This is a genomic window from Streptomyces sp. NPDC058579 (assembly GCF_042718575.1).
Classification (GTDB): domain Bacteria; phylum Actinomycetota; class Actinomycetes; order Streptomycetales; family Streptomycetaceae; genus Streptomyces.
In genome coordinates this window covers 1-14,590 of sequence record NZ_JBHXPI010000057.1, presented here as the reverse complement: position 1 = coordinate 14,590, position 14,590 = coordinate 1, and the positions used below count along the sequence as shown (strand labels likewise).

At 71.4% G+C, this 14,590-nt stretch carries 12 protein-coding genes and 1 riboswitch; of the genes, 2 read left to right on the top strand and 10 right to left on the bottom strand.

The window, feature by feature from the left end:
- Window positions 1-262: 262 nt before the first annotated feature.
- The 7 genes from ACFWRO_RS34115 to ACFWRO_RS34085 form a co-directional block, all read right to left on the bottom strand.
- A complete protein-coding gene (locus tag ACFWRO_RS34115) occupies window positions 263-1,177 on the bottom strand; it encodes an exopolyphosphatase (protein ID WP_384517595.1) in 915 nt (304 codons plus the stop codon).
- On the bottom strand, window positions 1,174-1,713 hold the full coding sequence (locus tag ACFWRO_RS34110) for a DUF501 domain-containing protein (RefSeq protein ID WP_384517592.1): 540 nt from the start codon (window positions 1,711-1,713) through the stop codon (window positions 1,174-1,176). The genes ACFWRO_RS34115 and ACFWRO_RS34110 overlap by 4 nt, the downstream gene beginning before the upstream one ends.
- A gap of 115 nt (window positions 1,714-1,828) precedes the next feature.
- Window positions 1,829-2,293 (bottom strand): septum formation initiator family protein, encoded by a 465-nt coding sequence (locus ACFWRO_RS34105; protein ID WP_384517589.1) that lies wholly within the window; start codon window positions 2,291-2,293, stop codon window positions 1,829-1,831.
- A gap of 117 nt (window positions 2,294-2,410) precedes the next feature.
- Complete coding sequence (eno, locus tag ACFWRO_RS34100; protein ID WP_384517586.1) at window positions 2,411-3,697, bottom strand: phosphopyruvate hydratase; 1,287 nt, start codon at window positions 3,695-3,697, stop codon at window positions 2,411-2,413.
- A gap of 358 nt (window positions 3,698-4,055) precedes the next feature.
- Window positions 4,056-4,739: a transglycosylase family protein gene (locus ACFWRO_RS34095; protein WP_384517583.1), complete on the bottom strand. Its 684-nt coding sequence runs from the start codon at window positions 4,737-4,739 to the stop codon at window positions 4,056-4,058.
- Between the two features lie 3 nt (window positions 4,740-4,742).
- Window positions 4,743-4,962: riboswitch (cyclic di-AMP (ydaO/yuaA leader) on the bottom strand.
- Window positions 4,963-5,182: 220 nt separating this feature from the next.
- Complete coding sequence (locus tag ACFWRO_RS34090; protein ID WP_384517580.1) at window positions 5,183-6,205, bottom strand: transglycosylase family protein; 1,023 nt, start codon at window positions 6,203-6,205, stop codon at window positions 5,183-5,185.
- A gap of 114 nt (window positions 6,206-6,319) precedes the next feature.
- Complete coding sequence (locus ACFWRO_RS34085) at window positions 6,320-7,585, bottom strand: cytochrome P450 (RefSeq protein ID WP_384517578.1); 1,266 nt, start codon at window positions 7,583-7,585, stop codon at window positions 6,320-6,322.
- 98 nt (window positions 7,586-7,683) lie between these two features.
- Here ACFWRO_RS34085 and ACFWRO_RS34080 point away from each other — a divergent pair, with 98 nt between their 5' ends.
- The gene (locus tag ACFWRO_RS34080; protein WP_384517575.1) at window positions 7,684-8,883 is read left to right on the top strand and encodes a globin domain-containing protein; all 1,200 of its coding nucleotides are present in this window, start codon (window positions 7,684-7,686) and stop codon (window positions 8,881-8,883) included.
- A gap of 243 nt (window positions 8,884-9,126) precedes the next feature.
- On the opposite strand, the gene ACFWRO_RS34075 is transcribed toward ACFWRO_RS34080, so the two are convergent.
- From ACFWRO_RS34075 to ACFWRO_RS34065, 3 genes are all read right to left on the bottom strand, one after another.
- Entirely contained in the window at window positions 9,127-10,128 is a 1,002-nt protein-coding gene (locus ACFWRO_RS34075; protein WP_384517573.1) for a nucleoside triphosphate pyrophosphohydrolase, read from the bottom strand.
- A gap of 20 nt (window positions 10,129-10,148) precedes the next feature.
- Window positions 10,149-10,793: a SurA N-terminal domain-containing protein gene (locus tag ACFWRO_RS34070; RefSeq protein WP_384517678.1), complete on the bottom strand. Its 645-nt coding sequence runs from the start codon at window positions 10,791-10,793 to the stop codon at window positions 10,149-10,151.
- Window positions 10,794-10,897: 104 nt separating this feature from the next.
- On the bottom strand, window positions 10,898-11,899 hold the full coding sequence (locus tag ACFWRO_RS34065; RefSeq protein WP_384517675.1) for a glycosyltransferase family 2 protein: 1,002 nt from the start codon (window positions 11,897-11,899) through the stop codon (window positions 10,898-10,900).
- A gap of 125 nt (window positions 11,900-12,024) precedes the next feature.
- Here ACFWRO_RS34065 and ACFWRO_RS34060 point away from each other — a divergent pair, with 125 nt between their 5' ends.
- Entirely contained in the window at window positions 12,025-14,499 is a 2,475-nt protein-coding gene (locus ACFWRO_RS34060; RefSeq protein WP_384517568.1) for a YfhO family protein, read from the top strand.
- The last annotated feature ends 91 nt before the right edge of the window (window positions 14,500-14,590 follow it).

Sequence of the window (14,590 nt, the reverse complement as noted above, 5' to 3'; positions counted from 1 at the left end):
TGCAAAGGAACCACGGCAGGGGGGTGGACGTTGTTCACCCCTACTGAACTGGCCTGGAGAGGGTCCGGTAACCCCGAACCACAGGGTGCGTTCACACGATGGAAACATCGAGCGAACAGGGCTGTCGGCCTACGAAAGAGCCCCGGCAGGGGTGTTGGAGGCCCAGTTGGCCCTCCTCGACCCCCACCAGGGCCCTTTTCCTTGTGAAGAACTTCACGAACTTTCCCGACGCCGTGTCGCGGACGGCGTCGGGGCGTGCCCGTTATGCCACCGAGAGTGCGATTCCGTCGAGGATGTCGTGCTCGCTGACGACGACCTCGCGGGCCCCGGTCCGCTCCATGATCTCCCGCAGGACGAGCGCCCCGGCGACGATGACGTCGACCCGTCCGGGATGCATCACGGGGATCGCGGCGCGCTCGTCGTGGGTGGACGCGAGCAGCGTGTCGACGATCTCGGCGACCTTCTCGTACGGGATGCGGGAGTGGTGGATCTTCTCGGAGTCGTACTCCTGGAGTCCGAGCGCGATCGCGGCGACCGTGGTGACCGAGCCCGCGAGCCCGACCAGGGTGCCGGCCTCGCGGATCGGCACGGTCTCCTCGGCGAGGTCCAGGGCGGCCCGGATGTCGGCGCGGATCGCGGCGACCTCGTCGGCGGCCGGCGGGTCGCTGCGGACGTGGCGCTCGGTGAGCCGGACGCAGCCGATGTCGACGGAGCGGGCGGCCTCGACGTGGCTGTTGCCGACGACGAACTCGGTGGAGCCGCCGCCGATGTCCACGACGAGGTACTTCTCCGTGCCGTGCAGCTCGCCGGTGGCGCCGGTGAAGGAGAACTCGGCCTCCTGGTCGCCGGTGATCACCTCGGGCTCGACGCCCAGGATGTCCAGGACGCCGGCGACGAAGTCGGCACGGTTCTCCGCGTCGCGGGAGGCGGAGGTGGCCACGAAACGGACCTTCTCCGCATCCAACTCCTTGATGACGGCCGCGTAGTCGCGGCAGGCCGCGAAGGTCCGCTCAAGGGCCTCGGGGGCGAGCCGGCCGGTCCGGTCGACGCCCTGGCCGAGGCGGACGATCGTCATCCGCCGGTCCAGCTCGATCAGCTCACCGGTCTCGGGGTCGAGGTCGGCGACGAGCAGGCGGATGGAGTTCGTACCGCAGTCGATGCCCGCGACCCGGGTCATTCCGCGGACTCCTTCTCATCGGCGCACGGGGTGACGCACGGGCCCTTGGCCCACCACTCGGGCAGCATCGCGAGCGCCTCGTCGCCGAACGGGTTCACGCCGGGACCCGCGACCAGCGAGTGGCCGACGAGGACGTGCAGGCACTTGACCCGGTCCGGCATGCCACCGGCGCTCGGGAAGCCCTCCAGGACCTCGATGGCGTCACGGCGGGCGATGTAGTCCTCGTGCGCGGCCCGGTAGGCGGCGGCGAGCTCCGGGTCGGTGCCGAGCCGGGCCTGCATCTCCTTCATGACCCCGTTGGCCTCCAGGGTGCCGATCGCGGAGGCGGCCCGGGGGCAGGTCAGGTAGTACGTGGTGGGGAACGGGGTGCCGTCCGGGAGCCGCGGCGCGGTCTCGACGACGTCCGGGTTGCCGCAGGGGCAGCGGTGCGCGATGGCGCGCAGCCCCCGGGGCGGGCGACCGAGCTGGGCCTCGAACGCGGTGACGTCCGCCTCGGTCGGCTCGGTGCGGGCGGTCTGCGGAGGGGGCGTTTCCATGCTGCGTCTTGTCTTCTCGTCGTCGGGGGCGGTCGGGTGCGGTCGGTGGTCCATCATCTCGCGTCGCCGGAGATCGCGTCGCCTGTTCTCGCGCCGCCGGGTCTCGCGCGCCGGGTCAGCGGCCCGCGTCGGCGCGGTCGACGCCGTCCCAGAGGTCGGAGTACCAGGGGCGCTCGGCCTCGCCCTGCTCGGTGCGGCGGGCGCGTTCGGCCTCGGGGTCGTTCACGGTGAAGCCGGTCTCGCCGGGCATCACGTAGTGCAGGTGCTCGCGGGCGAGCCGGCGCACGTACGCGGGGTCCTGGAGCCGGGCCTTCTCGTCCCGCAGCTCCTCCACGCGCGCGGCGGCATCGGCGGCCTGGCGCTCCTGCTCGGCGATCTCGCCGCGCTGGGAGACGTACTGCCGCATCGGGTACGCGAGGGCGACGACCAGCGAGCAGACGACCAGGGCGAGGAAGGCCGCGCGGCCGGTGAGCCGGGAGCGGCGGGCCTGGCGGCGGGTCTGGGAGCGGTACACGCGGGCGGCGGTCTGCTCACCGAGCAGCTTGATCCTGGTCGCGGTCGAGAACCGGTCCCGGGCCATGTGCGCGCCTCCCCTTTACGAACGGACGTCCCCGCACACGGTACGGGACCGGGTGCGGGGACGTCCGTAACCGAGGGTGATGCGGGGCCCTGGCGAGGGCCCCGTGTCAGCCTCTTGTCAGCCCTTGAAGCGCGGGAACGCGCTGCGGCCGGCGTAGACGGCCGCGTCGTCGAGGATCTCCTCGATGCGCAGGAGCTGGTTGTACTTGGCGACGCGCTCGGAGCGGGCCGGGGCGCCGGTCTTGATCTGGCCGCAGTTGGTGGCGACGGCGAGGTCGGCGATGGTGACGTCCTCGGTCTCGCCGGAGCGGTGCGACATCATGCACTTGAAGCCGCTGCGCTGGGCCAGCTCGACGGCGTCCAGGGTCTCGGTCAGCGAACCGATCTGGTTGACCTTGACGAGCAGCGCGTTGGCGGCGCCGTCCTCGATGCCGCGGGCCAGGCGCTCCGGGTTGGTGACGAACAGGTCGTCGCCGACGATCTGGACCTTGGCGCCCAGCTTGTCGGTGAGGACCTTCCAGCCGGCCCAGTCGTCCTCGAACAGCGGGTCCTCGATGGAGACCAGCGGGTACGCGGCGACGAGCTCCTCGTAGTACTCGGTCATCTCGGCGGCCGAGCGGGTCTTGCCCTCGAACGCGTACGAGCCGTCCTTGTAGAACTCGGACGCGGCGACGTCGAGCGCGAGCGCGATGTCCTTGCCCGGGACGTAGCCGGCCTGCTTGATGGCCTCCAGGATGAGGTCGAGCGCCTCACGGTTGGAGTCCAGGTTCGGGGCGAAGCCGCCCTCGTCGCCGAGGCCGGTGGACAGGCCCTTGGTCTTCAGGACGGACTTGAGGGTGTGGTAGACCTCCGTGCCCCAGCGCAGGGCCTCGGAGAAGGACTCCGCGCCGATCGGCGCGATCATGAACTCCTGGATGTCCACGTTGGAGTCGGCGTGCGAGCCGCCGTTCAGGATGTTCATCATCGGAACGGGCAGCAGGTGCGCGTTCGGGCCGCCGAGGTAGCGGAAGAGCGGGAGGTCGGAGGCCTCGGACGCGGCGTGCGCGACGGCGAGGGAGACGCCGAGGATGGCGTTGGCGCCGAGGGAGGCCTTGTTGTCCGTGGCGTCCAGGTCGAACATGGCCTGGTCGATGAGGCGCTGCTCGGTGGCGTCGTAGCCGACGAGCTCCGGGCCGATCTGCTCGATCACGGCGAGGACGGCCTTCTCGACGCCCTTGCCCTGGTAGCGGTTCTTGTCTCCGTCACGGAGCTCAATGGCCTCGAACGCACCGGTGGAGGCACCGGACGGAACGGCAGCACGGCCGGTGCTGCCGTCGTCGAGGCCTACCTCGACCTCGACCGTGGGGTTGCCTCGGGAGTCCAGGATTTCCCGGGCTACGACGACGTCGATGGACGGCACGAGCATCTCCTTCTGGGATGTGACGCTAGATGTGACGCATGCGGTGCAGGGTCGCTTTGGCCTTGCGACAAGAGCCTATCCGGCTCGCGGGCTCCAGCCAGCCGGGCGCCCGCCCCCTGGGACGAAAAAGGACCCAAGGGCATGCATCTCGGGCCAAAGGGCCTCAGAACTACTCGGCGGTAACCGCGCGGGTCGAGCGATGGGCTCGTACGAACAGGCCCCGGACAGGTCGCGCGACCGGCCCCGGACAGCGCGGAACCCCGGCCCGGAGCGCACGGGGGAAGAAACGCTCCGGACCGGGGTGGTCACCGCGGGAGGGTCGTAGGACTCGCGTGAGCCGCCGGACTCACGCGAGCCGTCGGGCTCACTTCAGGTGAAGCTGCTGGCCCGGGTAGATCAGGTCGGCGTCCTCGACGACGTCCTTGTTGAGCTCGAAGAGCTTCGCCCAGCCGCCCTTGACGTCGTGGGCGGCGGCGATCGTGCTCAGGGTGTCGCCGGAGACGACCTTGTACTCGCCGTCGCCCTTCTTGACCTTCTTGCCGGTCGGGGTGGTGACGGTCTTCTTGGCCTCGGCCTTGGGCGCCGCCTTCGGGGCGGTCCGCTGCTCGCTGCGGGTCGTCGGCTGCTCGGCCTGACGCTCCTGCTTCGGCGCGCTCTCCGCGACGGTGCCGGGGGAGGCGGACGAGAGGCCGACGCCACAGCTCGGCCAGGCGCCCTTGCCCTGACCGGCCAGGACCTTCTCGGCGATCGCAATCTGCTGCGACTTGGAGGCCTGGTCGGCGCTGGCGGCGTACGCGGTGCCACCGAAGGCGGCCCACGTGGAGTTCGAGAACTGCAGGCCACCGTAGTAGCCGTTGCCGGTGTTGATGGACCAGTTGCCACCGGACTCGCACTGGGCGACCTTGTCCCACTCGGAGACGGTGGCGGCCGAGGCGGCGCCGGCGCCCATCAGGGGGGCGGCGACGGCGACACCGGCGACACCGGCGAGGGCGACGGCGCGGGTGGCCTTGGAGGGACGACGGTGTTTGCCCTTGGCAGAAAACAGCATGGGACTTCTCCTCACCGACGCCTACGAGGTGAGCTGTCGGGTTCGGGCCATGTGAGTTGCCCGGCCGCGCGACCTAGCGCGCGGCTTCACCCCAAGCCGTTCCTTCGGCCGTCTGTCTCAACGGCCGGGGACGGCACTTACCTTGGGTCCCCCGCTCCTGCCTACGGCGCTTACGCGACGACTGTTCCCATCGGCCGACGGCAGGATTCGGCGTTTCGGTCGACGGGGCCCGCGGTGGCGAGCGGTCATGACCGTAGACACAGACCCGGGGGAAGTTCAAAGACGTCCATGGGGGACAAAACGCCCCTACTTGCCTCGGGACGAAGGGTGTTTACGCAGGTGAGAGGTGACGGAAGGGGAGTTCACGGACGAGACACGCCAGTTGAGGCGAAGAGACCCATGTCTCACTTGCGCAGAACCGGACATTCAGCCCCGAACCGCCCCTACTTCGCGTCCGCTTCGCCGGTCTTGTCCGCAGGCGTCCCGAGCGTCAGATCGAGGCTCTGGCCAGGGAGGATGAGGTCCGGGTCGCCACCCACGGTCGAGCGGTTGGCGTCGTAGAGGGCGCCCCAGCCGCCGGGGAGTTCGTTCCGCTGGGCGATCTCGGTGAGGTTGTCGCCGGGCTTGACGGTGTATTCACCGATAGTGTCAGCGATGCCCTGAGAGGGCGTTTTGTCCGTGTCGCCCTCGCTGCCCTTACTGCCCCGGTTCGCACGCTCCTCGGTCGAACCATCCGCCGTCGGCGCGTCAGACGGCGAGGCGTGACGGCCCGTTTCGCGATCCTTGTCCGTATTGCCCGTCTCGTCCGGTGCCGCGTCGCCCCGGTGCTTGCCGGTACCCGGCGCGGACGGGGTGGTCGGCGTGGTGGACGTCTCGGGCGTCGTCGGCGTGGTGGACGTCTCGGGCGTGGTGGAGGTCTCGGGGGTGGCCGTGGACGGCGTGGAGACCTCGTTGGAAGGGGCGGAGGGGGTGGAGGGCCCCTGACCCTTCGAGGAGCCGTCCGGGAGGCCGGCGGTGCGGTTGGACTCGGGGCGCGGTCCGGTGGGCTCGGACGGCTCGACGACCGGGCCCGGGTCGACGTCGGGCGCGGCGCCGTCGTTGGTGAGGCCGGCGATCGGCGCGCAGGTGGCCCACTGGGTGTCACCCGCGGCAAGGGCCCTTTCGGCCACCGCGATCTGCTGGGCGCGGCTGGCGAGGTCCGCGCTCGTCGCGTACGACAGACCGCCGTGACGCTCCCAGCTCTCCTGCGTGAACTGCAGTCCGCCGTAGAGCCCGTTGCCGAAGTGTGCGCTCCACTGGCCCCCCGAGGAGCACTCCGCGACCCGGTCCCAGGTGGCGGCGTCGGCGGCGGACGCGGAGCCCGCCGCCAGGAGGGGCAACGCGAGGGCCGATCCCGTCACGCCTGCGGCGACGACGATGGCGGGGGCCTGGCGGGGTCTGCGGTGTCGTCCGTTCCCGGAGCGCATGCGGAGCTGCCTTTCGCGTGACTGCTGAGGTGACGGTGAACGTAGCCGCATTCGAACGTCAGTCACAAGTCGATGCAGCGGAGATCACGTAAAAGTCACAGTCTTGACGGACTGTCAGTTCTCAACCGGGGCAAACTCCACCGGAAGGGTGCGCAAGCCGCGCATGATGAGCCCGCCGCGCCACCGCAATTCGTCCGGATCGGCGCCAAGTCGCAGGTCCGGGAGGCGGGTCAGCAGCGTCTCGAGGGCGATCTGCCCTTCGAGCCGGGCGAGCGGCGCGCCGATGCAGTAGTGGATGCCGTGCCCGTAGCCGAGATGCTGGTTGTCGCGCCGGGACAGATCGAGCGTGTCGGGCGTGTCGAAGCGCGCCGGGTCGCGGTCGGCGGCGGCGAGCACGACGAGGACCGGGTCGCCCGCCGGGATCTCCTGGCCGCCGATCGTCAGCGGTTCCATGGCGTACCGCCAGGTCGCCATCTCCACCGGCCCGTCGTAGCGCAGCAGCTCCTCGACACCGCTTTCCAGCAACTCCCGCTCCCCCGCGGCGAGCGAGGCCTGGAGGCGCTCGCGCTGGCCGGGATGACGAAGCAGGGCGTAAACCCCGTTCCCGACCAGATTCACGGTCGTCTCGAAGCCGGCGAAGAGAAGGATGAAGGCCATGGCGGCGGCCTCGTTCTCGGTGAGGTGCTCGCCGTGGTCGGAGGCCTTGATGAGCCCCGAGATCAGGTCGTCGCCGGGGTCGAGCCGCTTGCGGTGGATGAGCTCCGCGAGATAGCCGCGCATCTTCTTGACCGACCGCGCCACCCCGCCGCGCGGCCCTCCGCCGTGCCGGATCATCATCCCGGCCCAGTCACGGAAGTCGTCCTGGTCCTCCTCCGGCACCCCGAGCAGGTCGCAGATCGCGTAGATGGGCAGCGGGAAGGCGAACTCGTGGATGAGGTCGGCCGAGCCCTTCGCCGCGAAGGAGTCGATCAGCCGGTCCGTCAACTCCTGCACCCGGGGCGCGAACTCGGCGACCCGGCGCGGGGTGAACGCCTTGGAGACGAGCCGGCGCAGCCGGGTGTGGTCGGGCGGGTCGATGTTGAGCAGATGCGTCATCAGCTCGGCCTTGCGCTCCCCCGGGATCCCCGTCTTCCCCTTCGCGTGCGCGGGCTCGTCGTGGTGCGCGGGGTTCTTCGAGAGCCGCTGGTCGGCAAGCGCTTGCCGGGCATCCACGTACCGCGTCACCAGCCAGGCCTCGACCCCGCTGGGCAGCTTGGCCCGGTGCACGGGCGCGTGCTCGCGCAGCCAGGCGTAGGCGGGGTACGGGTCGGTCGCGAACTCCCAGGTGAAGAGCTCGGGGGCGGGGTTCTGGGCGGGGTTCTCGGCGGGGGGCGTACTCACCCTGCGACGGTACAAGGTCGGGCTCGCGCCAGCCCTCCGGCCGCCCGGTCCCGGAGATGTGATCGTCCTGTGAAGGGAGGTGGCCTAGATTCTCCCGCGTGGATGCCCAGTTGCTCAGAAGCACGTTCGCCGTCGTCGAGAGACGGGCCGAGCACGCCGTCGCTTTCTTCTACTCCCATCTGTTCTGGCACAACCCGGGCGTCCGTGAGCTCTTCCCCGAGGACCTGCGGGCCCAGCGCGACCGGCTCTTCGCCGCGCTCACCCATGTCGTGACCCGCCTGGAGGATCCCGGGCTTGCGGAGTACCTCGCCCAGCTGGGCCGCGACCACCGCAAGTTCCTGGCCTCCCCCGCGCTCTACGCCGCCGTCGGCACCAGCCTGACCGCCGCGTTCGCGCACGCCGCGGGGGCGGCCTGGAGCATCGAGGCGGAGAAGGCGTGGAGCGAGGCGTACGGGAACGTGGCCGAGCTCATGATGCGGGGCGCCGAGCAGGCCGAGGCGGAGGGCGAGCCGGCCTGGTGGGACGCCGTGGTCGTCCGGCACGAGCGGCTCGACGAGGACCTGGCGGTGCTGACCCTGAAGCCGCGCAGGCCGTTCGCGTACCGGCCGGGGCAGTACGTCGGGGTCAGCTCGCTGCGGGTGCCCCGGGTGTGGCGGACGTACTCCCTGGCGAACGCGGTCCGTGCGGACGGGACGGTGGATCTGCACGTGAGCCGGATACCGGGCGGGGCGATGAGCACGGCGCTCGTGGAGGCGGTACGGGAGGGGGAGCCGCTCCGGCTGAGCGCGCCGGGCGGCGCGCTGACCGCCCGGACCGCGCCGGGCGTCCCGCGCGCGTACATCGCGGCCGGGACGGGCTGGGCGCCGGTCAAGGCGCTCCTGGAGGAGGTGGCGGCGGGCCCGGAGGGGGTCGAGGGCCGGCTCTTCCTGGTGGCGCGGGCGAAGGGGTACCTGTACGGGAAGGGGGACGCGGAGCGGCTGCGGGAGCGGATACCCGGCCTGAAGGTCACGTACATCGCCTCGGCGCCGGAGCGGCCGCGGGAGCAGGCGACGGAGCGGCTGCTGCGGGCGCTGTACGCGTGCGGCAACTGGGCGGCGCACGACGTGTACGTGGCGGGGCCGCCCGAGTTACTGGAGGAGACCCTCCCCGCCCTGAACGACCTGGGCGCCTCCCGCATCCACCACGACCGCCTCCCTGTACCGGGCGAATCCCGCCCCCTGGGCACAGCGGAATGGTTCCTCTCCCGCCCGGAACCCCACTGGCACAACCCAGCAGCCAGGTCGCCTCAGGCACCGTGACCCTCGGGTCCACCCCGCCCCCGTGTGGGCAATCGTCCCGCTGGGCGTGGGGGTCCCCCCTGCTCGAGCGAAGCCGAGAGCTTGGGGGAGGGTGGGCACACGGGACGGCGCCCATGCGGGCGCGTTCCGCACACGAGCCTGGGCCCGCACCCCGAGGCCGTTGCACGGTGCGAGGGCCCCGGGGTGGGCGGGGGTGAGTGGGCGCCACCCGGCGGGACGGGTGCCCACAACGGAGCCCCGGGCCTACTGGCCCTCCGCCGCCAGGATCGTGTCCCTGTACGTGCGGGCCGCTGCGCGGAGGGCGGCCTCCGGGTCGGTGCCGGTGGCTTCCGCTTCCGCTGCCAGGGCCAGGAGTTCGTAGCCGAGGCCCTCGCCCTTCGGGAGGGGGACGTTCAGGCCGGCCGTGCGGACGCGGCCCGCGAGCTTCGCGGCGAGGGCCAGGCCGGGCTGGCCGAGGGGGATGCCGTCGGTGACCGAGTCGCGTTGCTTCTCAACCGCTTTCGTCCGCAGCCAGTGCTCCTTGACGTCCTCCGGCGTCTCGGCCTTCGCGTCGCCGAAGACGTGCGGGTGCCGGTGGATCAGCTTCTCCACGATCCCGCCCGCGACGTCGTCCACGGAGAACGGCGCCTCCTCGTCCTCCTCCGCGATCCGCGCGTGGAAGACGACCTGGAGCAGCACGTCGCCGAGCTCCTCGCGCAGCTCGTCCCGGTCGCCGTCCTCGATCGCCTCGACGAGTTCGTACGCCTCCTCGATGCCGTACTTCGCGAGCCCCTTGTGCGACTGGCGCGAGGACCACGGGCACTCGCGCCTGATCCGGTCCATGACCTGCACCAGGTCCAGGAGGCGGGCGCCGGGAAGGTCGTACGAGCCGGGCAGCAGCTCCAGGTCGGGCATCGTGACGCGGCCCGAGCCGGCGAGCCGGGCGAGGCCGTCCGTCAGCGCCTGGTCGCCCTCGCCGCCGGGCAGGACCACCACGGTCCGCCCCCCGGCGCACGCGTCGACCAACTCCCGCGCCTCCGGGCGGGCGTGCTCGACGGCGACCCCGGCCTCGCGGAGGTACGGCAGCTGCGGGTGGTGCTCGTCGGCACAGAGCACCCGGTCGGCGCCGTGCAGCGCCTGCCAGGCGGGCCAGGACAGCAGTCCGGGGGCGACGCGGTGGCTGGCGGTGAGGAGGATGACGCGGCCGGGCTCGGCCGGGGCGGACGACTCGGACGGCGCGGGTGACGAGGGCGATTCGGCGTTCACCCTTCCGACCCTACGTCGCGCTACGCGCCCGTCTCCACGGCCGCCGGGTCCTGGCTGATCTGCCGCAGCCACGGCGCCGTGAACGTACCCAGCTGGATCTTCGTGTCGTCCCACGCCCCGAAGCGCGGGTTCACGTCGATGTCGAGCTCCTTGGAGGCGGCCGTGAAGATCCCGAGGAGCTTCTTCTGGCCCTCCGGGGTGTTCGCGATGCCCAGCTTCTCCGCGATCTTGTTCATCAGGACCGTGCGGCGCACGACCGAGTCGATCTGGTCGGGGGCCACGCCCTGCTGCTGGAGCAGCGTCGCGGCGAGCTGCTCCTCTCCGCCGCTCTGCTTCGCGAAGTCGCTCCGGGTCTGCTGGATCTCGCCGCGGGTCGCCGTGATCCCGTTGTCCTCGGCGACCTTGTCCACCACCCGGTCGAAGATCATCACGTTGAGCTTCTCGCGGCTGAGGTCGCCGGTGGCCTGGATCAGCTGCGCGGCCTGCGGGGACGCCTCCTGCGCGGTCCGTACGTCCCGCACCTGCGCCTGGAGGCTGGACACCTCGATCCGCTCACCACCGACGACGGCCGCCGCCCCTGGGTGGGGCTGACCGCCGCAGGCGGCGAGCAGCGGGGCCGCGGCGAGGAGCGCGGCGGAGACGGAGAGCGCGGTGCGGCGGTGCAAAGGAGCCTCCCGGCGTGGGTCGTGCGTCACTTGAACGACCTTGCGGTGATCGATGGTAGGCAGTCGCCGTGGCCGGGGCCACTACTTCGACGTGACTGTCTCGATCAACGACTCAACGACTCACGCGTTCGGGTGGTGGCGAGCCCTCCGGAGCCCTCGGCGCTCCCCGCCGTCCTCGGGCGCGGCACGTCCGCGTTGGTCGCCTTCACCAGGAAGTGCGGCCTCCGCTTCACCTCGTAGTAGATGCGGCCGACGTACTCGCCGACGAGCCCCAGCATCACCATCTGGACGCCGGCGAGCGCGGTGACGATCACGAGGAGCGTGACGTAGCCGGGCGTGTCGACGCCGTTGACCAGCGCGTCACCGACGATCCAGGCCGCGTACGCGAGCGCCACCGAGACCAGGATCATGCCCAGATAGACGGCGGCCCGCAGCGGCTTGTTGTTGAAGGAGAGGAGACCGTCGAGCCCGTAGTTGAGCAGCTTTCCGAAGGACCATTTCGAGCGTCCCTCCTCGCGCACCGCATTCTCGTACTCGAATGTGGTGGTGCGGAATCCGACCCAGGCGAAAATGCCCTTGGAGAATCGGTTGTACTCGGTGAGTTCGAGGATCGCGTCGACGGTACGGCGCGAGAGCAGCCGGAAATCGCCGACACCGTCCACAAGCTCGACGTCGACAAGGCGGTTGATCGCCCAGTAGTAGGCGCGGGCGGTCACCGTACGGGTCACCCGGTCGCCCTTGCGGGTGCGCTTGGCGATGACCTGGTCGTATCCCTCGGCGTGCAGGGCCAGCATGCGGTGCACGAGCTCCGGCGGGTGCTGGAGGTCGGCGTCCATGATGACGACGGCGTCGCCCTCGGCGTGCTGGAGGCCGGCCAGCATGGCGGCCTCCTTGCCGAAGTTGCGGCTGAAGGAGACGTAACGGGCGCGCGGGTCGGATTCGGCGATCTCCTCCAGGAGGGGGAGGGTCCTGTCGCGACTTCCGTCGTCGACGTAGACCAGCTCGAATTCCCCGTCGAAGCGGGACAGTTCCGAGGTCACATGGTCGTGAAAACGACCGATGATCTCCTCTTCGTTGAAACACGGGACCACGATCGAGAGCAGCACGAAGGACACGACAACCCACGTGGATGACCCTGGCCGATTCGAAACATGACGGACAGGCGACCATTGAGTGAACTGGCCCTGCTGGATCACTTTTTCGTGTTCCGTACTGGCATATTCGCACCATCATGCCTGATCAGACGACACCGGCCGCCATAAGCCGCACGACCGGCCTCGCCACCGGCCTCGCCACCGGCCGCGGCACCGGCCTCGCCGCCTCGCTCGCCGCCCTCCTCACCGCGCTCGCGGTCTGCGTCGGGGACGCGGTCGCCCGCACCTTCCCCTTCGGGCCGGAACGCCGGGGCGTCAACGACCTGGCCAACCAGTTCGTCCCGTACCACGCCCACCTCTGGGACCTGCTGCACGGGCGCGCGGACGGCGGGCTGCTGCTCAACTGGCAGTCCGGCTGGGGCAGCAGCTTCCTGCCCGACCTCGGCACGTACCTGGGCAGCCCCTTCGCGCTGCTCGTCGCGCTCTTCCCGCGCGACGACATCGAGTACGCGGTCTACGCCGTCACGCTCCTGAAGATGGCAGCCGCCGCGGCCGCCATGACCCTGGCGCTGCTGCGGATGCGGACCGGCGTGTGGTGGGCGGCGGGGGTGCTCGGCGCGTCGTACGCGCTGTGCGGCTGGTCGGTCATCGAGGCCACGTACAACCCGATGTGGCTCGACGGTCTGATCGCCTTCCCGCTGCTGTGCCTGGTCGGCGAGTGGGTGCGGCAGGGCCGCAGGCCGCTGCTCGGCCCGCTCGTCGTCGCGCTGTGCTGGGTCGGCAACTTCTACACCGCGTACATGGCGACGATCGGCGCCGCCCTCGTGCTCCTGGTCCGGCTCGCGGTCGTCCACGAGCTGCGGATCCGGGTGGTCCTGCGGGCGGTCGCGACCGTGCTGCTCGGCATCGGGCTCGCCGCCCCGATCCTCGTACCGGTGTTCCTCGGCTCCACGCGCGCGTACCCGGGCTGGACGAACCAGTTCCAGCCGGCCGGCTGGACGGACTTCTTCGCCCGGCTGCTGCCCGCGACGTACAGCTTCACCACCCCCGCCGCGTTCGTCGGCACGGGAACGCTGCTGCTCGCCGGCGGTCTGCTCTTCCACCGGAAGGTGCCGCGGCGGGAGCGCCTGCTGTGGGCCGGGTTCGCGGTGGCGGTCGCGGTGTCGATGCAGTGGGGGCCCACGCACCTGGTGTGGCACGTCTTCGCCACGCCCAACGGCAGCCCGTACCGGCAGACGTTCGTCCTCTCCGGCGTCATGGTCATCGCCGCGTGGACCGTCCTCTCCCACGGCTGGCCCGGGCGGCGCGCGCTGCTCGGCGGCGTCGGCGTGGTGGCGGTGGCCGGCGCGGGCGCGGTCACCAGCGACCTGATCACCGGCTGGTCGTACCCGCTGTTCGCGCTCGGTGTCGCGGGCGCCTGCGGCGGCCTGTGGCTGGCCCGGCGCGAGAAGCTCCCGGTGGTGGCGGCCGCGCTGCTCGCGGGCGTGCTCGTCGGCCAGGCGGCCGCGACGACGGCGTACGCGGACCGGGAGCGGCTCGGCAGGCTCGACGACTACCCGGCGTGGGGCGCGGAGCAGGACCGGCGCACGGCCGCGCTCGGCAAGGCCGACGGCTGGCCCGCGTACCGCACCGACTCCGGCCGCGAGCAGATCACCGGCAACGAGCCGATGCTCTTCGGCGGCCAGGGCGCCGCGTACTACAGCAGCCACACGCCGTCGGTGCTCACGACGACGCTCGCCTCGCTCGGTGGCGGCTGGACCTCGCGCGGGCGGAACCTGCAGAGCCTGGACAACCCGGTGACGGACGCGCTGTTCGGCGTCGGCGCGCGCTGGCGGGGCGACCGGGTGGTGCGGACGGACGCGGACGCGCTGCTGCCGCTGGTGACGGTACGTCCGGAGGGCGCGCCGGCGCCCCGGTACGGGGCCTCTCCGTTCCGCAACCAGGAGCAGCTGCTCGGCGCGTCGGTGTACGCGCTCCCGGCGAAGGGGGCGGCCTGCCCGGTCGGCAGCGAGGTCTTCCTCTGGGCGCCCGACTTCCGGGGCAAGGCCAAGCTGGGCGCGGACGGCAGGACCGTGAAGATGACCGGCGAGATGCCGAAGCGGCGGGCCGCGCTGAGCTCCCTGGGCGTCCAGAAGACGGCGGGCGCGCTCGTGTCCCTGAAGGGCCAGCGCGGGAAGAAGTACGAGGTCGGCTGCCTGGACCGAGCCCGCCTGACGGCGGCGGTCGCGGGCCTGAAGGCCTCCGCCCCCGAATCGGTCGAGGTCACCGACAGCGGCATCCGCGCGCGGTTGCGGCCGGGCACGAAGGGCACGGTCGTGATCGCCGCCCCGAGGATCGCCGGCTGGACCTGCGAGGGCCGCCCGGCGGAGACGTACGGCGGCCTGCTGGCGGTACGGGCGGACGGCTCGCGCACCACGGTGAGCTGCGACTTCCGCACCCCGGGCCTGCGGGCCGGGCTCGGCGCGGGCGCGGTCGCGTTCGTCCTGCTGTGGGGCTGGCTGCTGTGGCTGGGCCGGCGGGGCCACCGCCGCCCGTCCCCGACGTCGCCGACGTCTCCGGAGCCGCTCGCGGGGACCGGGATCCGGCAGGACACGCTCGCGCGGACGTCCTGACGGTCGTACGGACATAGGTCGGGCCGGGCTGTTGAGACAGCCCCGCCCCGCCAATGTGTCGTTGTAATTTAAAAAAAAGTAGCAGCCGACG